20 protein-coding genes are annotated in these 19,251 nt (G+C 68.8%); 13 read left to right on the top strand and 7 right to left on the bottom strand.

Annotated features, from left to right (window positions below; genetic code table 11):
• Positions 1-182: 182 nt before the first annotated feature.
• The 6 genes from VRZ77_RS15850 to mgtE all read left to right on the top strand — a co-directional run bounded on the left by VRZ77_RS15850 (position 183) and on the right by mgtE (position 5,689).
• Positions 183-794: an aspartate kinase gene (locus VRZ77_RS15850; protein ID WP_414593576.1), complete on the top strand. Its 612-nt coding sequence runs from the start codon at positions 183-185 to the stop codon at positions 792-794.
• Positions 791-1,369, top strand: coding sequence for a flavoprotein (locus VRZ77_RS15855; RefSeq protein ID WP_414593577.1), 579 nt, complete (start codon positions 791-793; stop codon positions 1,367-1,369). The genes VRZ77_RS15850 and VRZ77_RS15855 overlap by 4 nt, the downstream gene beginning before the upstream one ends.
• Positions 1,362-2,828, top strand: coding sequence for a DUF6513 domain-containing protein (locus VRZ77_RS15860; protein WP_414593578.1), 1,467 nt, complete (start codon positions 1,362-1,364; stop codon positions 2,826-2,828). Before VRZ77_RS15855 ends, VRZ77_RS15860 begins: the two co-directional genes overlap by 8 nt.
• Positions 2,825-3,391 (top strand): DUF447 domain-containing protein, encoded by a 567-nt coding sequence (locus VRZ77_RS15865; protein ID WP_414593579.1) that lies wholly within the window; start codon positions 2,825-2,827, stop codon positions 3,389-3,391. The genes VRZ77_RS15860 and VRZ77_RS15865 overlap by 4 nt, the downstream gene beginning before the upstream one ends.
• The gene (locus VRZ77_RS15870) at positions 3,388-4,101 is read left to right on the top strand and encodes a (5-formylfuran-3-yl)methyl phosphate synthase (RefSeq protein WP_414593580.1); all 714 of its coding nucleotides are present in this window, start codon (positions 3,388-3,390) and stop codon (positions 4,099-4,101) included. Before VRZ77_RS15865 ends, VRZ77_RS15870 begins: the two co-directional genes overlap by 4 nt.
• Positions 4,102-4,312: 211 nt before the next feature.
• Positions 4,313-5,689 carry a magnesium transporter gene (gene mgtE, locus VRZ77_RS15875; RefSeq protein WP_414593581.1) on the top strand — a complete coding sequence of 459 codons (1,377 nt, stop codon included), beginning with the start codon at positions 4,313-4,315 and terminating at the stop codon, positions 5,687-5,689.
• Between the two features lie 44 nt (positions 5,690-5,733).
• Here the strand turns inward: mgtE and VRZ77_RS15880 are convergent, their stop codons facing one another.
• From VRZ77_RS15880 to VRZ77_RS15900, 5 genes are read right to left on the bottom strand one after another with little or no spacing between them, the layout of a single operon-like run.
• Positions 5,734-6,534: a formylmethanofuran dehydrogenase subunit C gene (locus VRZ77_RS15880; protein WP_414593582.1), complete on the bottom strand. Its 801-nt coding sequence runs from the start codon at positions 6,532-6,534 to the stop codon at positions 5,734-5,736.
• Entirely contained in the window at positions 6,531-7,448 is a 918-nt protein-coding gene (gene fhcD, locus VRZ77_RS15885; protein WP_414593583.1) for a formylmethanofuran--tetrahydromethanopterin N-formyltransferase, read from the bottom strand. Before fhcD ends, VRZ77_RS15880 begins: the two co-directional genes overlap by 4 nt.
• On the bottom strand, positions 7,445-9,100 hold the full coding sequence (locus VRZ77_RS15890; RefSeq protein WP_414593584.1) for a formylmethanofuran dehydrogenase subunit A: 1,656 nt from the start codon (positions 9,098-9,100) through the stop codon (positions 7,445-7,447). The genes fhcD and VRZ77_RS15890 overlap by 4 nt, the downstream gene beginning before the upstream one ends.
• Positions 9,101-10,369, bottom strand: coding sequence for a formylmethanofuran dehydrogenase (locus VRZ77_RS15895; RefSeq protein ID WP_414593585.1), 1,269 nt, complete (start codon positions 10,367-10,369; stop codon positions 9,101-9,103). It lies immediately after the preceding gene.
• 5 nt (positions 10,370-10,374) lie between these two features.
• On the bottom strand, positions 10,375-10,755 hold the full coding sequence (locus VRZ77_RS15900; protein WP_414593586.1) for a 4a-hydroxytetrahydrobiopterin dehydratase: 381 nt from the start codon (positions 10,753-10,755) through the stop codon (positions 10,375-10,377).
• A gap of 331 nt (positions 10,756-11,086) precedes the next feature.
• On the opposite strand from VRZ77_RS15900, the gene VRZ77_RS15905 reads away from it, so the two are divergent.
• Genes VRZ77_RS15905 through VRZ77_RS15920 form a run of 4 tightly spaced genes read left to right on the top strand, consistent with a single transcriptional unit; the run spans position 11,087 to position 14,692 of the window.
• Entirely contained in the window at positions 11,087-11,983 is an 897-nt protein-coding gene (locus VRZ77_RS15905) for an NAD(P)-dependent methylenetetrahydromethanopterin dehydrogenase (protein ID WP_414593587.1), read from the top strand.
• 29 nt (positions 11,984-12,012) lie between these two features.
• The gene (mch, locus tag VRZ77_RS15910) at positions 12,013-12,981 is read left to right on the top strand and encodes a methenyltetrahydromethanopterin cyclohydrolase (RefSeq protein WP_414593588.1); all 969 of its coding nucleotides are present in this window, start codon (positions 12,013-12,015) and stop codon (positions 12,979-12,981) included.
• The gene (locus VRZ77_RS15915) at positions 12,978-13,883 is read left to right on the top strand and encodes a RimK family alpha-L-glutamate ligase (RefSeq protein ID WP_414593589.1); all 906 of its coding nucleotides are present in this window, start codon (positions 12,978-12,980) and stop codon (positions 13,881-13,883) included. Before mch ends, VRZ77_RS15915 begins: the two co-directional genes overlap by 4 nt.
• Complete coding sequence (locus tag VRZ77_RS15920) at positions 13,880-14,692, top strand: triphosphoribosyl-dephospho-CoA synthase (RefSeq protein ID WP_414593590.1); 813 nt, start codon at positions 13,880-13,882, stop codon at positions 14,690-14,692. The genes VRZ77_RS15915 and VRZ77_RS15920 overlap by 4 nt, the downstream gene beginning before the upstream one ends.
• Before the next feature lie 5 nt (positions 14,693-14,697).
• On the opposite strand, the gene VRZ77_RS15925 is transcribed toward VRZ77_RS15920, so the two are convergent.
• Positions 14,698-15,396: a HisA/HisF-related TIM barrel protein gene (locus tag VRZ77_RS15925; RefSeq protein WP_414593591.1), complete on the bottom strand. Its 699-nt coding sequence runs from the start codon at positions 15,394-15,396 to the stop codon at positions 14,698-14,700.
• A 27-nt stretch (positions 15,397-15,423) separates the two neighbouring features.
• On the opposite strand from VRZ77_RS15925, the gene VRZ77_RS15930 reads away from it, so the two are divergent.
• The 3 genes from VRZ77_RS15930 to folB are packed head-to-tail and all read left to right on the top strand — an operon-like array spanning position 15,424 to position 17,810.
• The gene (locus VRZ77_RS15930) at positions 15,424-16,386 is read left to right on the top strand and encodes an ATP-grasp domain-containing protein (protein ID WP_414593592.1); all 963 of its coding nucleotides are present in this window, start codon (positions 15,424-15,426) and stop codon (positions 16,384-16,386) included.
• Positions 16,383-17,426, top strand: coding sequence for a hydantoinase/oxoprolinase family protein (locus VRZ77_RS15935; protein ID WP_414593593.1), 1,044 nt, complete (start codon positions 16,383-16,385; stop codon positions 17,424-17,426). Before VRZ77_RS15930 ends, VRZ77_RS15935 begins: the two co-directional genes overlap by 4 nt.
• Before the next feature lie 21 nt (positions 17,427-17,447).
• The gene (folB, locus tag VRZ77_RS15940; RefSeq protein WP_414593594.1) at positions 17,448-17,810 is read left to right on the top strand and encodes a dihydroneopterin aldolase; all 363 of its coding nucleotides are present in this window, start codon (positions 17,448-17,450) and stop codon (positions 17,808-17,810) included.
• Between the two features lie 7 nt (positions 17,811-17,817).
• Here folB and VRZ77_RS15945 read toward each other — a convergent pair whose 3' ends face one another.
• Positions 17,818-19,059, bottom strand: a complete 1,242-nt coding sequence (locus tag VRZ77_RS15945) for an acyltransferase family protein (protein WP_414593595.1) — start codon at positions 19,057-19,059, stop codon at positions 17,818-17,820.
• Between the last annotated feature and the right edge of the window lie 192 nt (positions 19,060-19,251).

Below are 19,251 nucleotides of genomic sequence, written 5' to 3' on the forward strand. Positions count from 1 at the left end.
GGGTGCGCGCATGCTTCCACCTGTAATACCAGACGGCTTGCCGTCTTTATGACCGTCCACTTTCAAAAGCCCGAAGCTCTGCTTCGGGCTTTTTTTTAGCCGCGCGGGCCGGATGCCGCAGGTCGCGGGCCATTTGCGGGCGGGCGGCTTTGGCGTAGCGTCAGGAAAACAGAGCGCTAGCGATGCCGAACCCGACGCCACCCGACCGTGCAGCCCGTCCCGAGATCGTGAAGCTCGGCGGCAGTCTCACCGCCTCGCCCCGCCTGCCAATGCTGCTCGCCCATTATGCGGAGATCGGCGCGCCGGTGGTGCTGGTGCCCGGCGGCGGGCCGCTGGCGGATGCGGTGCGCGCGCTCCAGCCCCGGCTGACGCTTTCCGACCACGCCGCCCATCACATGGCGATCCTCGCCATGGAACAGACCGCTCTGGCCTTCGCCGACGTCGAGCCCCGTCTCCAGCCCTGCGCCGACGCCCCCGCCATCGCCCACGCCCATGCCGAGGGCCGCGCAGCGCTCTGGCTACCCGCCGCGATGGCGCGGGCGGCCGACGATCTGCCCGAGAGCTGGGATGTCACCTCCGACAGCCTAGCGCTGTGGCTGGGCATCACGCTCGACGCCGCGCGCGTGACTTTCGTGAAATCGGCCCCCGTCGCGCAGCCGCATGGTCCCGCCGCGGAGTGGGCCGCAAGCGGGCTGGTCGACCCGTACGTGCCGGTGCTTGCCCGGCGCTTTGCCGGCAGGCTAGAAGCCGCCTCGTCCGACGAGGTTCTGGACAGGAGGAGCCGGGCGGCATGAGTGCGGATGAAACGGGCGTTAAAGGTAAGTATCCGCGCTGGAGCTGGGCGCTGACCGGCTCCGGCCATTTCTTCACCGAGTCCATCGCGCTGATCAAGCAATTGCCCGCCGTCGACCTGTTCGTCTCGAAGGCGGCGGACGAGGTGCTGCGGATGTACAAGCAGGAATTGCCGGAAGGCACCCGCATCTTCAGGGAAACCACCGCCAGCTCCGCCCCTGTCGGCCGGTTCTATGAGGGGCTGTACCACACGCTCGTGGTCTCGCCGGCCTCGTCCAACACCGTGGCGAAATGCGTGTTCGGCATTTCCGACACGCTGGTGACCAACTGCTTCGCGCAGGCCGGCAAGTGCCGGGTGCCCTCGATCGTGTTTGCCTGCGACACCGCGCCGGAGATGATCACCATGGCGCCCAAGGGGCCGGTCTCGGTCTATCCGCGCCGCATCGACCTCGAAAACACCGCCAAGCTGAAGGAGTTCGACGACACGACGGTGGTCGAATCCATCGAGGACCTCACCAGCGCCATCGAGGCCCGCGCCCGCTGGCTAGCGGGCGAAGGCGCGCCGGCGCATGGCTGAGCCCCCATCGGCGGAGCCCCCCTCAGAGGAGCGGTCGGCCCGGCCGGAGAAGGTCGCCCTCGTCACCGGCTCGCTCGCCGAGCCGCGGCTGACGAAGATTGCGGGCGACATCGCCGACGACACGCTGGCCCCGGTGGTGGTGAATGTTGGCGTGAAGGTCGCGGCGCTGATGACCGCCGAGATCGTCGAGCGCCGGCTCAAGATCCCCGAAGGCACCGACCGCGTGCTGATGCCCGGACGGTTTCGCGGCGACCTCGAAAGGCTGGAGCGCTTCTTCGGCGTGCCGTTTGCGCGCGGGCCGGACGAGGTGGCCGATCTGCCGGATTATTTCGGGCTGGAGCGACGGGCGGTCGATTTGTCGAAGCACGACGTCACCATCTTCGCCGAGATCGTCGACGCGACCAGGATGGAGATTCCCGCCCTCATCGAGCGCGCGCGCTTCCTCCAAGGCGAGGGCGCGGACGTGATCGACCTCGGCTGCCTGCCGGACACGCCGTTCCCGCATCTGGAAGACGCCATCGCCGCGCTGCAGGCGGAAGGCCTGAGGGTCAGCGTCGATTCCTTCGATCCCGCGGAACTGTCCCGCGCCACCCGCGCCGGCGCCGATTTTCTGCTGAGCCTGAACGAGACCAATCTCGACATCGCGAAGGAAGGCGCCGCCGTGCCGGTGCTGGTGCCGGCAAAGCAGGGCGACCTCGACTCGCTGGTCCGCGCCGTCGAGGCCTGCCTTGCCAGCGGCCAGCCCTTCTATGCCGACCCGATCCTCGACCCGATCCACTACGGCTATACGGCGTCCGTGGTGCGCTATTCCGAGTTGCGCCGCCGCTTCCCGGACATCGCGATCCTCATGGGCATCGGCAATGTCACCGAGCTGACCGACGCCGACACCACCGGCATCAACGCCATCCTCATGGGTATGATTTCCGAACTTCACATACAGGCGGTGCTCGCGGTGCAGGTCAGCCCGCATTGCCGCACGGCGGTGCGCGAATTCGACCGGGCGCGGCGGGAGTTCTACGCGGCCCGGCATGCCGGCGCGCTGCCGCAGGGCTTCGGCGGCGGGCTGATGGCGCTGCGCGACCGCAAGCCCCACGCCGCAAGCCCGGAGGACATCGCCCGCCTTGCTGCGGAAGTGCGCGACCGCAACTATCGCATCGATGTCGCGCAGGACGGCATCCACATCTACAATCGCGACGGCCACCATATTGCGAGCGAGCCCTTCGCCCTGTTCCCGCACCTCGGCGTGGAAGGCGACGGCGGGCACGCCTTCTATCTCGGCGTCGAGACCGCGCGGGCGGAGATCGCCTATAAGCTCGGCAAGCGCTACGCGCAGGACGAGGGGCTGAAATGGGGCGTGGCGGGCGAGATCGCCGGCAGCCCGGAGGCCGCGCATCGTTTGACATTCAAGGAGGCCGGCACGACGCTGGCGGCGAAAAAGAACAAAGGCGAAGCCGAATGATCCGCGAGACCATCGTCACCACCCGCTCGGCCTCCGGCGAACCGCATATCGCGCCGATGGGCGCGACGGTGATCGAGGGCGGCTATCTCCTCCAGCCGTTCCGCCCCTCGCGCACGCTGGACAACCTGGTCGCGACCAAGATCGCGGTGGTGAACTTCACCGACGATGTGCGCATCTTCGCCGGCTGCGTGGTCGGGCGGCGGATGAAGGTCGATGTCAGCAAGTCGGTCTACCTCGACTGCCCGCGCCTGTCCGACGCCATCGCCAATGACGAGGTGACCGTGGAGCGCATCGAGGATGATCCCCATCGACCGAAAATCTACTGCAAGACCTATTACCGCGACAATCACAAGCGCTTCGAGGGCATGAACCGCGCAAAGGCCGCGGTACTGGAAGCCGCGGTGCTGGCGAGCCGGCTCGACCTGCTCACCGACGAGAAGGTCGACCAGGAGATGGCCTATCTTGCCATCGCGGTCGAGAAGACCGCCGGCCCCGAGGAGCTGGAGGCCTGGGGCTGGGTGCAGGAGGCCATCGCCGAGCATCGCCGCAGGCGCGCATCATGAACGCCGCGCCCGGCCTGCTCGCCAGCGTCGCTGATCTTGCTGAGATGGAACTCGCCCGCCTCGGCGGCGCCGATATCATCGACCTGAAGCAGCCCGCCTTCGGGGCGCTCGGCGCGTGGAGCGTCGATGCGCTGATCTCCGCCGTCCAGCTCTGGCGCGGCTGGGGGCTCGCCGCCCCTGCACTCTCGGCCACCGCCGGAGACCAGCCCATGGTACCGGTGCTGTTGCGCACCGCCGCCGAGCGCGTGGCGGCGACTGGCGTGCCGCTGGTCAAGGTCGGCTTGTTCGATTCCCCTTCCATGGGTGCTTGCCTCGAAGCGTTGGCTCCGCTTGCCGACGCCCACCGGCTGATCGGCGTACTTTTCGCCGACCAGCAGCCGGATTTCGCGGTAATCGGCGCGTTGGGACGCGCGGGTTTCGCCGGCATCATGCTCGACACCGCCGACAAGAAATCCGGCCCGCTGACCGCCCATCTCGACACGCTCACCCTCGGCCAGTTCGTGCAGGAGGCTCGCCGGCACGGGCTGATGACCGGCCTTGCCGGCTCGCTGACGCTCGACGACATCGCCCCGCTGGCGGCAGTGGGGCCGGATTATCTCGGCTTTCGCGGCGCCCTGTGCACGCAAGGCCGCTCCGGTGCGCTCGACCCGGCGCGGCTGGCGCAGGTGCGCGCCCGGCTACCGGCGCAGGCCGGCACCGCGACGGGTTGACTCGACGCACCGGAAGGTCCACTGAGCGCCCGCCGCGCGCTTTCGTCATCGCGGCGCAAACGGAACCCCTTAGCCATGCCTAGCGACAGTCAAAGTCGATTGTTTCTGCCGCCGGCGGCCGCCGCGGCCTGATCCGCGAAGGGTAATCCTCCCGCGCATCCGGCTCTCCGCGCGACCGCCTTTGCGGCCGTCGACGGAAAGAAGAGCCTGAATGAGCGACCTGCGTAACGAGACCCCTCTCGACGACGTTCTGCACGGGGCCGGGCCGAACCTGCCCGCGCGCGAGCATATTGCCGACATCGCCGCCCGGCTGAACGAGCTGGACGACATCGCCGCCGCGACGCTGGTGGCGCGCCTGCCGCATGAACAGGTGATCGAGCTGCTCGACCACCCGGAATTCGACCAGTCGGTGCGGCTGCTCGAAGCGCTGCCGACCGGCGAGGCGGCGGTTCTGGTCGCCGGCATGTCCGCCGACCGCGCGGCCGACCTGTTCGCCGAAATGGACGAGCGCGCCGGCGCCCGTATCATGGCCGCGCTCGATCCCGAGACCCGGTCGGCCATCGAACGGCTGCTGACCTTCCCGCCGGACACCGCTGGCAGCCTGATGACCACCGAATTCGTCTCGGTGCCCGCGAGCTGGACCATCGGCCAGACCCTCGATCACATCCGCAAGGTCGAGCGCACCCGCGAGACGGTCTACGCCATCTATGTGCTGGACCCCTCAAGCGGCAAGCTCGTCAAGGCGGTGTCGCTGCGCCGGCTGATCACCGGTGCGCCGGAGGACCCGATCCTCTCCGTCGCCCCCGCGCCCGATCCGATCACCACCGGCCCGCTGGCGGACCGCGAAGATGTCGCGCGGCTGTTCTCCAAATATGATCTGCTGGCGGTGCCGGTGGTCGACGACGCCGGCATCGTGATCGGCATCGTGACGGTCGACGACATGATCGACGCCATCATCGAGGAATCGACCGAGGACGTGCAGAAGTTCGGCGGCATGGAGGCTCTGGACGAGCCCTATATGGAGATCGGCTTCCTGAACATGCTGAGGAAGCGCGCCGGCTGGCTTTGCATCCTGTTCGTCGGCGAGATGTTCACGGCAAGCGCCATGCAGCATTTCGAGGACGAGCTGGAGCGCGCGATCGTTCTGACCCTGTTCATCCCGCTGATCATGAGCTCGGGCGGCAACTCCGGCTCGCAGGCGACCTCGCTGATCATCCGCGCGCTGGCGCTGCACGAGATCAGGCTCGGCGACTGGTGGCGGGTGGCCCTGCGCGAGCTGCCGTCCGGCCTCGCGCTCGGCGCGATCCTTGGCGCGCTCGGCATCCTCCGCATCACCGCCTGGCAGATGCTGGGCCTGCACGATTATGGTGAGCACTGGATGCTGGTCGCCGCCACCATCGGCGCCTCGCTGCTGGCGATCGTCACCTTCGGCTCGATGATCGGCTCGATGCTGCCCTTCGTGCTGCGCCGGCTCGGCTTCGACCCGGCCAGCGCCTCGGCGCCGTTCGTGGCGACCTTTATCGATGTCACCGGGCTGGTGATCTATTTCTCGGTGGCGCTGGCGATCCTGTCGGGAACGCTGCTCTAGGTAACGCACCCGGCCCTCTCCCCGTCGGGGAGAGAGTGCCCGGTCTATTCCGGCACCAGCACCTCGCCCTGCCCGCCCAAGAGCACGTCGCCGACCAGACGCCGTGCGCGTGTCGCCGCGCCGAGGAAGTCGCCGAGGTCCGGCACGCGGCGCGCGATGAGCTGAAGCGCGATCATCTCCTGCATGCCGGTATCGACGAAGCCGGCCGGCAGCTCGGGCAGGGTGCGGGCGAACACGGTGCCGCGCTTCATGCCGCGCCCCATCAGCGGGCCGATGGCACCCTGAACGCACACCGTGCCGGCGATCATTTCGCTCGCGAGTCCCTCGCCGGCATCGCCCTCGATCACGATCAGCCCGCCGCGCTGGCGCTCGGCCGCGCGGGGACCGGCCGATCCCGTGATCCGGATCACGCCGCCCGACATGCCGCGCCGCGAGCCGGACGAGGCGGCGCCGAGCCGTGCGCCGACATGGCCCGCGACCTTGATGCGCCCACCAGAAAGCTCGGCACCGAGGAAATCGCCGGCCCCGCCGGCAATGCGCAGCACGCCGCCGGTCATGCCAAAACCTGCCCAGGCGCCAACCGGCCCATCGACCAGCAGCTCGCCGCCGTCCATCTTGGCGCCGACATGATCGAGCCGGCTGTCGCCGATCTCGATCACCACCGAACCTTCCGGCCCGCGCTCCACGAAGAACAGCTCCGCCAGCGGCAAGGCGCGCCCGCCGCAGGGCAGCGCGATCTGCTCGATCTCGCGCAAGGAGAGCGCGGCGAGGACACCCGGCGTGACGCCGGATAGGTCGACCCGCGCTTCCAGCGCCGCGCGGGGCTTGAGAACCGCACCGCTCATGAGGTGGCTCCCGTTTCCGCGCCCATGATCTCGCGCAGCTTGAAGTGGAAGGGGCCGAGATTGCCGCCGTAATTGCCGGCGTCGATGGCGACGATGCCACCATCCGCGCCGATGGCGCACACCGCCTCGATGCCGACGCGAGTGGCCTGCGCCACAGCCTCGAAGCTCACGCCGTCGATCACGATCTCCAAAACCGAGCCGACCTCGGGCGGCAGTGCGCTGGGCCGGACGCCGCGCAGCGTCGGGCAATAAGCGTCGTTGGTGGAGGCGAACAGGCCCTTATATTTGGAGCCGACCTTGGAACCGGAGCGCACCACCCCGCCGGGGAACGGCAGGATGATGCCCTCGACTTTGGTCATCGCCTTCACCGCCGCCTCGGCCGCGTGCAGCGCCTGCGCTTGGGTGCGGGCAAGAATGAGAAAATTACCGCCGCCGACGCCTTCCACCGAACCGGTATCCTCGTCGCAGACGAACTCGCCTTCCATCACCGGCAGGCGCCAGAAGCGCTTCTGGTCGATCTTCTTGGAAATCTGGAAGCCGTCCGCGAAATAGCGGATGGTCTTGGCCAGTGGCACGCGCTTGCCGGTGTCGATGCCGGCATAGCAGGCCGTGGTCGGGCAGGTCAGGATGCACTGGCCGAGCCGCAGCGGCACGACCTTCTTCAGCGAGCCGAAATCCATCGCGAAGATGAGGATGGCGACGCCGGGCCGCCCGTCCGGGGTCTCGCTCGCCGGAATCTCACGCTCCACCGCCGCCTCGCAGCCGCAGCCGATGACCGAGGTGGCAAAGCCCGTGGTGGTGCGGCCGGCGATCATCGCCCATTCGCTGGTGTCGGCGGTGATGATCAGCCGCGTGCCGACCATCGGGAAGGCTTCCGCGAAGGTGTCGCGTATCTCGACGCCGTTGAGGATCATGGCGCCACCCCCTCGCATTTCAGGATCGTCGGACCAGCCCCGTTGCGCAGTTCATGGTCGGCGATGCGGAAATGGCTGGCCTTCAGCCCCACCGCCTCGTCGAACCAGCGCTGCATGTCCTTCTCAATGCCCCGGTCGAATTCCGGCCGGGCGACATGGGTGGTGCCGGCCACCGTCTCGACGATGGCACCGTCCTTGACCACGAGCCGGCCATCCTTGAACACAAGCCGCGCCGTGGAGAACATCGCCTCGCGGTCGCTCTCCTCGGCATAGACTACGACATCGCCGACCCCGCCGGGAGCGAGATGCCCCTTGTCGGTCAGCCCGAGAATACGGGCGGGAGCCGCGCGGGTGAGGATGGCGATCTCGTCCAGCGAGTATTCGCGGGTGATCTGCCCGAGCAGGGTGTGCGCCTGCGCCGCCTTGTTGAGCGTGGCGAGCTGGGCGTTGCGGAAATCGCGGTCCATCAGCAGCCGGATCAGGTGCGGATAGGTGGTGAACGGCCCGCCATTGGGATGGTCTGTGGTCAGGAAGATGCGCCAGGGATCGTCCACCAGCAGGAACAGCTCCAGCCCGATGGCCCATTGCAGAGCGTTGACGAAGGATTTGTCGCGATACTCGAAAGGGATCACGCCGCAGGCAGCGTCGAGCTCGATATCCATGCCGATCGACTTCTTCGGCGTGGCGATGCCGCGGTTGCGGTATTGCGACATGTAATCGGCGGACGCCGTCACGGTCTGGCCGAACATCACCTGCCCGACATCGACCGAGATGTTGGGATGCTTGTTCACCAGCTCGGCGATGCGCGCGGCGGCGGATGAAAACTTGCGGTCGCCCTCGGTGCCGTAGGAATGGAACTGGAGGTGAGTGAGGTGCAGCCTGCGGCCTTCCGCTGCGAGGATCGTCGCCAGCGTGGTCTCGTCATTGCCCGGCACGCCGAGATTGCAGCCGTGCAGATGGATCGGGTGCGGCAGGCCGAGTTCGGTCACGGCGCGGATCAGGGTTTGCAAGACCGTGCGCGGCGTCACCCCATAATGCGGGTTCGCCTCGTCGAGCTGCATCCAGCGCGCGTTGAACTTGAAGGCGTTGATGCCGCCGGGATTGACGATCTTGATGGCGAAGGCCTGCGTCGCCTCCACCATCCAGCCGACATAGGCGTTGATCTGCTCCTGCTTCGCCCCGGCCGCCATCAGCCGCAGCAGGAAATCATCGTTGCCGAGAACGAGATAGGCGCCGGTGTCGAGGTTCGGGATGTCCGCCATTTCCAGATGCGCGCCGCGCGCATTGGCCCCGACCATGGCGGGCTCGAACACGGTGGTGTAGCCAAGCTCGGAATAGCGGCACCCGGTGGCGTGAGCGGTCGGCACCGCCCGTCCGCCGCCGCAGCCGCAGAAGGCGCCCGGCAGCTCGGGAAAGGCCCGCCGGTCTTCCTGCATCAGCATGCGGGCAAGGTTCATCTTGCCGCCCGCGATGTGGCTGTGCAGATCGATGCCGCCCGCCATCACCACGTCGCCGCCGAGATCGTATTCGACGTCCGCCTTCAGGTCGGTGCCCGCGACGATGCGGCCGTCAACCAGCTCGACGTCGCGAGAGACCAGGCTCTCGCCATGGGCCGGGTCGAGCACACGCCCGCCCTTCAGCCTTATGCGCATTCAACCCTCCGCTATGCATCGCACAGCCTCGGCGACGCTCGGAAGCGTCGCGACGCGCAGGGCGCCGAGCGGCAGGCTCACAATTGAATCCATGCGGAACACCGTGCCCGCATGATCGACGCCCGGCGTGCCCACGGGAATGAACACGTCGGGCGCCGTCTCGAAAACCGTTTCGGGATGGGCAAGGGCGATCACCTTGCCGGCAAAGCGCGGCGGCGGCTCCGGCCGCAGCGCGCTGACCCAGACCATGAGATCGGCGTCCTCTAGCGCCGCGCCGGTCGCGAACAGCGTCGAATCATGCTCGGCGCCGCCGGCCCGCACCGCCGTGCGCAGCGGATAGCCGAGGCGCCACAGCAGCAACTGGTTGACGCCGATGATGTTGTCGCGCCCGCCGAGCGGGAACACGCCCGCCCGCGTCGTTACGTTCAGCGCGTCGACGATGGCGGTGGCGCGGATCGCGATGAGGTCTCCCTCCGCGGAATCCCCGCCACCCAGCGTGGCCGCATTCCACGTCACCACCGCATACGTCGCGCCCTTCAGCGCCGCCGCGGCCTCGGCAAGGCCCGCCACGGGCACGCCGCCATAGGCTTCGCCCGACAGCGTGCGCCCGGCGAGCAGGCCCGAAATCGCCTCCAGCGCCGCCACCACATCGTCGGCGGAAAGATGGCTCACTTGCGCGCCCCTGAGCTGGCCACGCGCCTTGTCACCCGGCCCTCCCCCGAGGAAGATCACCCGCCTCTCGCCGGTCGCGAAGAGCGGCGCCTCGGGATAGAGCCGCTCGAACAGCCGGCCGAACTGCGGGGTCGGGTCCTCGCCCACCACCAGCAGCACGTCGCAGCGATTGCGCACCTCGGCCAGCGTCACCGACAGCCAGCCGGTGCGCTGCGCGGCGGCATAGTTACGGAACAGGCCCGGCGAGGCATAATGGTCCAGCACGCCGCCGAACCGCGCGGCGAGGTCGACCAGCGCCCCCGCCCCCGCCATATCGACGCCGAGCCCGGCGATCACCGGCGCCCGTGCCTCGCGCAGCAGCACATGCGCCTGCGCGGCAGCGACCTCGAACGACACCGCCTCTCCGGCGCGGGTCGGGACCGGATCGGCCACGTCGCGACGGCGCAGCAGGCGCGCCGCCTCGGGGCACAGGGCGCCGCCCCCCGCGCCAATTGCACGCACGTCTCGCCCCGTCACCTCGACGGAAAGATCATCGCAGCCGAGCCCACAGAAGGCGCAGACCACATCGGTGAAAGTCTCGGTCGCAGGATCAGCCATGGCGTTCAGTCATATTTGATGTAAGCGAAGCGGAGATCGCCGCGGGGCGTGCCTTCGAGCGCGCTGTCCGGCTCGGCGCCGGGCTGCCAACCCACGACATCCTCGATCTTTTTCGCCAGTTGGAAGTCGCGCTCGGTGATGCCCTTGGCGTCATGCGACATCAGCCGCACCTCGACCCAGGCATAGGAGGCGGTGATGTCGGGATGGTGCCAGGCGGCCTCGGCGAGATGGCCGACCGTGTTGATCACCATCAGCGTGCCCTTCCAGCCATTGGTCTTGTAGGTGCGGCGTATCCAGCCGTCCTCCAGCCGCCATTTCGGCAGCTCGGCGGCAAGACGGGATACTATCTCTTTGTCATCAATAGTCTTTTTTGGATCGATCGCCACAGCGCCTCGTCCTCCCCGGCGTGTCCGCCCGTTCTTGGCGCGGGCAGCACATGACGATTCGGTAGCACGCGAAACCGCCTCTCGGCAAACTTCCTGACGACAGGCGGTGCAGACGGCTTGTCGTGGTGGGGCGCTCGGCCTTACCATGGGGACGGATCGGGCTCCCAGCCCGGCATCGGCTATCGGCGGCATGGCGGGCGCACGGCCCGCGCGCGGTGCGATGGGCCTGCCTGCATCGCGCAGCGCTGGCGACGGTTTGGCGAAAGCCCGCGTCGCCCCCTTATCCGATCAGAGGCCGCAACGGCCCGCATTTCCTAGGGATCGAAACGACATGGCGGATATCGCCCCCATTCTTCACGTCATCTCACCGCTTCGCCACGTCAGCCCGTTCGATGTGAACATGGCGCTGGATGCCGGCTACACCACCATCGTGCCTTACCCCGACGTGCGCCTCGACGAGGTGACGGACCTGACGCAGGACATGATGTTCTCGCGCCCGCCGAGCCATGCCGCGCGCACCGGGCTGTTCATCGGCGGCAAGGATGCCGGGCTTGCGCTCGACATGGCGGACAAGGCGGCGGGCGCGCTGTTTCCCCCGTTCCAGATTTCGATCTTCGTCGACCCGGCCGGTTCCTTCACCACCGCCGCCGCGATGATTGCCGAGGTCGAGAAAAAGCTGAGGACGACGCGGCCCGAGGGGCTGAGCGGCGCCAAGGTGCAGGTCTATGGCGCCACCGGCGTCGTGGGCGGCATCGCCGCCGTCATCGCGGCGCAGGCCGGCGCGGAGGTCACGCTGGTCTCCCATCGCGAGATCGAGGCCGTCGAGGCCAAGGCCCGCGAGTTCAAGACCCGCTTCAACGTGACGCTCAGTACCGCCGCCGCCCGTGACGACGCCGAAAAGCGGGCCTTGCTGCCCGATGCTGAAGTGGCGCTGGCCTGCGGCAAGGCAGGCGTGCAGATCCTCACCCGCGAACACCTCGCCTCCGCCGGAAAGCTGCTGGTGGCGGCGGATGTCAACGCCGTGCCGCCCTCCGGCATTGCGGGCGTCGAGGCGCTGGACGACGGCAAGTCCATCGGCGGAAAGGCCGTCGGCATCGGCGCGCTGGCCATCGGCCATCTCAAATATCGCGTGCAGCATGAGTTGCTGAAGCGCATGCGCGACACCGATACTCCTCTGGTCATCGGGTTCGAGGATGCGTTCAGCCTCGCCCGCTCGCTGTCGCTCTGACGGACGCGATCCGACAAAGGTACCTGAACATGGACTCCCCCCTGCGCGACCGGCGTCCCAGCGTGAGCGCGCTGACCCATCCCCTCGTCGAATCCCTTGTTGCCCACGCCGACACGCTGCGGCTCGACGTCTCCCGCGGCTATGGCGGCGCCTGCATCGTCGATGCCGGCATCAAGGCGCGCGGCGGTATCGAGGCGGGCCGGCGCATCGCTGAAATCTGCCTGGGCGGCCTCGGCACCGTCAGCATCGCCCCCAGCACCCGGTTCGCGCGCTGGAGCACGCTGCTCGCGGTGCGCACCAGCGATCCGGTGCTGGCCTGCCTCGCCAGCCAATATGCCGGCTGGAGCCTCGCTGAGGGCGATTTCTTCGCGCTCGGCTCCGGCCCCGGCCGGGCGCATTATGCCAAGGAAGACCTGTTCGCCGAGATCGACTACCGCGATATCGGCAGCACGGCGACGCTGGTGCTGGAGGTCGACCGCCTGCCGCCCGACACGCTGATCGAGCGGCTGGCCAATGATCTGGAACTCGGCGCCGACCGGCTCACGCTGATCCTCACCCCGACGCAGAGCCTCGCCGGCACGGTGCAGGTGGTGGCGCGCGTGCTCGAAGTGGCGCTGCACAAGGCACACGCGCTGCACTACCCGCTGACGCGCGTGGTGGACGGCATCGGCAGCGCGCCCCTGCCCCCGCCCGGCGCGGATTTCGTCACCGCCATGGGCCGCACCAACGATGCCGCGCTCTATGGCGGCGAGGTGCACCTGTTCGTGGACGGGCCGGAGGACGAGGCGCAGCAGCTCGCCGCCGGCCTGCCCAGCTCGACCTCGCGCGACCATGGCCGTAGCTTCGGCGAGATCTTCACCGCCTATAAGGGCGATTTCTACGCCATGGACCCGATGCTGTTCAGCCCCGCGCGCGTCACCGTCACCGCGCTGGAAACCGGCCGCAGCTTCACCTATGGCGCGTTCCACGAGGCGGTGCTGGACCGCTCCTTCGGATGAGGAGCCGTGACGACACCGCCATCATCTTCACCGAAGATGCCGACTGGCACACCCGCCGGCTGAAGGCGGCGATGGAGGCCGAGGGGCTGCGCGTTGTCGTGCTCTCGCTCAACAATTGCGGCTTCGCGATCGGCGAGAGCGCGCACGGCCTCGTGCTGCCGGGGCTGGACGGCGCGCTTCCCGCTGCCGCCTTCGTGCGCCTCATCGCCAACGGCTCGACCGAGCAGATCACTGCTCGGCTCGGGCTTCTGCACGCGCTTCGCGAGTGCGGGGTGAAGGTGATGAACGACGCCCGCGCGGTGGAGCGCTGCGTCGACAAGAGCATGACCAGCTTCCTGATCAACCGCGCCGGCCTGCCGACCCCGCGCACCTTCGTCGGCGAGGACCGCGCGGCGATGCAGGCGCTCATCGACGAAGCTCCCGGCGACAATGTGTTGAAACCGCTGTTCGGCGCGCAGGGCCGCGGCATTCGTCGCCTTGCGCCTCGCGATACGCTGCCCGAGCCGGAGAAGGTCGGCGGCGTCTATTATTTGCAGGAGTTTGTCGGCGACCCCGATGCGCGCTCCTTCCGCGACTGGCGGGTCTTCGTGATCGGCGACCGCGCGGTCGCGGCAATGATCCGCCGGGCTGATGGCTGGATCACCAATATCCATCAAGGCGCCGTGGGCGAGGCCGCCCCGCTCGACCCGGTTGCCTGCGACCTCGCGATCCGCGCCACCGTGGCGGTGGGGGCCGACTATGCGGGGGTCGACCTGATCGAAGACCCGCGCGGCGGGTTTCTGGTGCTGGAGGTCAACTCCATGCCGGCCTGGAAGGGGCTGGAAGGCGCCACCGGCCTCAATGTCGCGCAGGCCCTTGCCCGCCATCTCGTCGCGACGCTCGGACGGGTGCCGGCGCAATGACGCCGGACCGCCTCGCGCAGGCGTTCCTGGCCACGTGCCGGGCCGAGCTCGACGCGCTAAAGCCCGGGAATGTCCACCGTTTTCGCCCCGGCCATGGCATGGAGATCGCGCATTTCGAGGCGGCGGCCGTGGCGGCGGCGCCCCATATCGCAGCGTCGGGCGCGGGTGTCGGGGAGCGGATCGAGGGGGCGGTGGAGGCTTCCGTCGCCGCGGCCGGGCTCAACACTAATCTCGGCATCGTGCTGCTTTGCGCGCCCTTGGCGGTAGCGGCTGAGCGCGGCGGGCCCCTGCATGCGCGCCTCGGTGAGGTGCTCGACAGCCTCTCGGTGAGCGATGCCGAAGCGGCGTTTCGGGCGATTACCCATGCCAATCCCGGCGGAATCGGCGCGCCGTCGGCGCATGATGTGCGCGAATCGGCGCGTATCACGCTGCTGGAGGCGATGGGCGAGGCCGCGCACCGCGACCGCATCGCCGCGCAATATGTGAGCGGCTTCGCGGATATCTGGTCACTCGGCCTGCCATGGCTCGACGGGCTGCCGGCGCGGGCGGGGACGGAGGCGGTCTACATGGCTTTCCTCGCGACCTTCCCCGACAGTCATATCGCCCGGAAGTTCGGGGTGGAGACGGCGGAACGGGTGCGCACCGAGGCGGCCGGCATCGCGGCCGGGATCGACTGGAGCGCGCCCGAAGGCCAGCGCCACCGCGTGCTCGATGCCTTCGACCTCTCGCTGAAAGATCGTGGCCTCAACCCCGGCACCAGCGCCGACCTCACCGTCGCCACGCTGTTCGCGGCGACGCTTCTGCGATGAAGTATTCAGCCGATGAAACGGGCAATGTCCTGCGGAGACAGACGCCCGTCATGCAGCGCGGTCGATACCAGCACGCCGGCAAGGCCCATCGCCGCCAGCCGGTCGAGATCGGCCGGGCCGCGCACGCCGCCGGCCGCATAGACGCGCCGTCCCCCCGCCCGCGCCATAACGCCGGCGAGCCGATCATAGTCCGGCCCTTCGCCGGCACCGATGCGGGCAAGGCTCATCACGATCAGCCCATCCGGCCAGAACGCGGCCTCCTCGTGAAGCTCGCGCGGGCCGCGCGGGCCTTCGGGTCCGAAATCCAGCGACAGCAGGGCGTGATGATTCCGCAGGGCGGAGATGCTGGCGGTGGGGTCGCTCACGCTCTCGCTGCCGACCACGGGACGGCCGAGCCCGTTGGCGCGGCGACGATCCAGCCCCGCCTCATCCGCCTCGCCGGCATCGACCCAAAGATCGAGATGGGGATAACGCGCGCGCAGCGCCGCCACCGCGCCCTCATGATCGCCGACGCCGGCAATGGCGTCGAGATCGGCGATGTAGAGCGTCTGGAAACGCCCGAGATGCAGCAGCGCGTCGGTCACGGCGACGGGATCGGACCCCGCGCAGAGCGGCGTGACGATCGGCCGGTAGTTCGCCCTGTCGCCACGCTGGGCACGGACGACCGCACCTCCCATCAGATCGAGGACCGGTATAAGTTCCACCTGTACTTCTCCCTTACGGACGGCACGATGCTGGTATTCGTCTGCGAAACAGTGACCGGCGGCGACTTCGCCGATATCGACCTGCCCACATCGCTGATAGCCGAAGGCACGCTGATGCGCGATGCCTTGATCGGCGATCTTGAAGATTTGCCGGGCGTGCGTGTCGTCACGACCCATGATGCGCGCCTGCCCGCACCCGCGCGCGGCACCAGCCGGCCGATCCATGCCGCCGAGGACCGGCGCGCGATCTGGGCCGATCTCGCCGGTGAAGCGCACTGCGTCTGGCCGGTCGCGCCGGAGACCGACGGCATTCTGCGGGACTTCGTCGCCCTGCTGCGCACGCGCTGCCGCCGTGTGGTGGCGGCCGATGCCGAGACGCTGCAACTGTGCACCAGCAAGACCCGGGTTGCCGAGGTGCTGCGCCGCTCGGGGGTGCCCGTGGTGCCGACACTGCGCATCGAGGACGTGCCTCCCGGAACCCAAGGCCCCTTCATCATCAAGCCGGATGATGGCGCAGGCGCGGTCGATGTGAAGCTGTTCGAGCGCATGCCCGCGCCGCCCTACCCGGCCAATGGCCTGCTCCAGCCACTGGTCGAGGGCGAGCCCGCCAGCCTCAGCCTGCTGTGCCAAGAGGGGCGCGCCCATGTGCTGGCCGCCAATCGCCAGGTGATCGGCCGGATCGACGGGCGCCTGCATTTCGACGGGGTGACGGTCGGCGGCATTGCGCTCGACGACGGGTTGCGCGAATTGGGCCGCAAGGTCGGCGAGGCGCTACCGGGGCTGCACGGCATTTGCGGGATCGACTATATCGAAACCGCCGACGGGCCGGTCGTGGTCGAGGTCAATGCCCGCCTCACCACATCCTATGCTGGCCTGCGCGCAGCGCTGGGGGTCAATCCGATGGCGTTCGTCGCCGAGTTCATTCGCGACGGCGCGGTGCCGGACCTGCCGCACATGCCGCCCGCGCTGCCGGTGGAGGTGCGGGTATGACCGCGATCGCGCGTCTGGGGTGGGATGTCGGCGGCGCTCATGTGAAGCTCGCCGCCTTTGCCGAGAATGGCCGGCTGGCGGCGATCCGCATCGCGCCCTGCCCGGTGTGGAAGGGCGAGCAGCACCTTGCCGAAGCGCTGCGCACGCTGCGCGCCGAGTTTCCCGAGGGCATCCCCTCCGCCGTCACCATGACCGCCGAGGTCGCCGACCTGTGGCCGAACCGCGCGGCCGGCGTGGTCGGCACCACGGCGCTGTTGATGCGCGAACTCGCCGGCGCCCCGCTGGCGCTATTCGCCGGGCCGGAAGGGTTTGTCGCGCCCGAGACCGCCGCCGCCCATGCAGATGCGATCGGCTCCGCCAACTGGTATGCGACCAGCGCCGTGCTCGCCCATCTGCTGCCGGGCGGCATGCTGATCGACACCGGATCGACCACCACCGACATCATCCCCTTCGGCGACGGACGGGTGCTGGCGCGCGGCTTCACCGATGCCGAGCGCCTCGCCTCCAACGAACTGATCTATACCGGCGCGGCGCGCACCCCGGTGATGGCGCTGGCGCGGCAGGCGCCGTTCAATGGGCGCTGGCTGCAGCTGATGGCCGAGCATTACGCCACCAGCGCCGACCTCTACCGCCTCACCCACGAGCTGCCGGAGGGCGCCGACCTGCACCCGAGCGCCGATGGCGGGCCGAAGACCGAGGAGGCCAGCGCCCGCCGGCTGCTGCGGATGGTGGGGCAGGACCTCACGCCCGCCACGTTCCTAAAGGCCCGCGCGCTGGCCCGGCACCTCGCCGAAGCGCAGCTCAGGCTGATCGACGACGCTCTGGACTGCGTGGCCTCCGGCATGGAGAGCGGCATAGAGCGGCTGGTCGGCGCGGGGGTGGGACGCTTCATCGCCGCGAAGATCGCCGAGCGCCGCGACCTGTCCTATCTCGACCTTGCCGACGTGCTGACCGACGATCCCGCACTTGCCCGCGACGCCGCCGACTGCGCGCCGGCCGTGGCGGTCGGCCTGCTCTCCGCCGCGCTCGCGCCTGCCTGACCTCTGTTTGAAAGCCCGTTCATGACCGACCGCATCTTCCTCCGTGGCGTCGAGCTGCACGCCTATCACGGTCTGCATGAGGAGGAGGCCCGGCTCGGGCAGCGCTTCGTGATCGATGTCGACTGGTGGCTGGACACCGGCCCGGCGGCGGCGAGCGACGACTACACCGCGACGGTCGGCTACGAGAAGATATTCGAGCTGGTGCACGAGGTCTCGTCCGGCCGGCGCTTCCACATGTTGGAAGCCTTCGCGCAGGCCATCGCCGCAGCCGTGCTGGAGCGCTATGCCCGCGTCGAGAAGGTGCGGGTGGAGATCCACAAGCCGTCGGCACCGATCGCCGGCATCTTCCGCGACGCCGGCGTCGAGATCGTCCGCAGCCGCTGAAGCGCCGTCAGCGCGAGCGGGCGCGCACGGCCTGGGGCCGGCCGCCGACGCCGCGGGCGGGCAGCAGGCGGAAGCTGCGGCCGCGGGTCTCATAGGTGCGCGCCAGCCGCGCGAAGTAATCGCGCCATGGCACCTCGACCATGCGGAAGCTGAGCGCGGCCAGAGCGACGACCGCGAGCACGAAGGCGGCCAGCAGCGCCATTGAAGCCAGCGGGCCGCCGAGCTGATAGAGCCGGCTCTCGGTGCCGTTCACCAGCACCGTCGCGCGCAGGGTGGCGCCGGTGAGATCGCCGATGAGCCACAGCACGTAGGACAGCAGGATCAGCAGCGGCATGTGGATCAGGTAGATCGAGAACGACCATTGCCCGAGCGCCCGCCACGGGCGCAGCCGCAGCGCCTTCGACACGAGGCCGCCCTCGCGCGCGAACACCAGCACCGCGAGCGCGAACACCGCCGGCGCCAGCACGCTCTGCACCCCGACGCGGTTCGCCCCCTCGCCGGCCATCGCGATGAACAACCCGGCCAGCGCCACCACCGCCAGCTCCCACAAGGTCGCGCCCGGCAGCGGGAGACCGCGCAGGCGCTGATGGAGATGGCTCGCCACCACGCCCGCGAAGAAGCCGGCGAGGCAGCGGATGAAGCCGTAATCGGCGGTGGAATTCATGTAGGACGGCGCGAACAGCACGATGGCACCGACCGCCGCCAGCGAAATCGCCAGCGCCACCGGCAGCAGGCGGCGACCCGAGATGATCACGACCAGGGCGAACAGGGCGTAAGTGTAGAACTCCGCACCGATGCTCCAGGCCGGGCCGTTCCAGGAAATGCCGTAGAACCCCATGGAATTGAGCAGCGCGACGTTCAGCAGCAGCGCGTGCAGCGAGTAATTGCCCTCGCCCTCATGGATCATCAGCCGGTCCGGGTGATGGCCGGCGACATTGATGAGCGTGACCGCCAGCATCAGCGCGAACAGCACGGCGAGATGGAGCGGCCAGAGCCGGCCGATGCGGCGCAGCAGGAAGCCGCCGAGCTGGCGACGCGAGCCGAGGCGGTCGCGATAGGCGTGGCACACCACGAAGCCCGAGAGCACGAAGAAGAAATCGACGAAGAGATAGGCGTTGTACAGCACGGCCGACTGCATGAACTCGATATCGACGCTGTAGCCGAAATGGTAGACGACAACCGCCAGCGCGCAGATGCCGCGCCAGGAATCCAGGGCCTCGAACCGCTCCGGTGCCGTGCCTGCCTGCATGCCTGTTCTCTCCGATCGCGTGCATCCGCCGGCCGCCGAACGGCAACCGCCCCGCTAACGGGCGATCGCCGGAGCGGTTCCGTGGCGGGGGGCATGCGCCTTCCGCAGAGCCGCGCGGGCGGCAAGAAGCCTGATGGGGCTTCCGGTCGGCGCGGTGAGGCTCTACACCTTGCACATGGCGTGCCTTGAGGA

Source organism: Ancylobacter sp. G4_0304, assembly GCF_047501495.1.
Classification (GTDB): domain Bacteria; phylum Pseudomonadota; class Alphaproteobacteria; order Rhizobiales; family Xanthobacteraceae; genus Ancylobacter.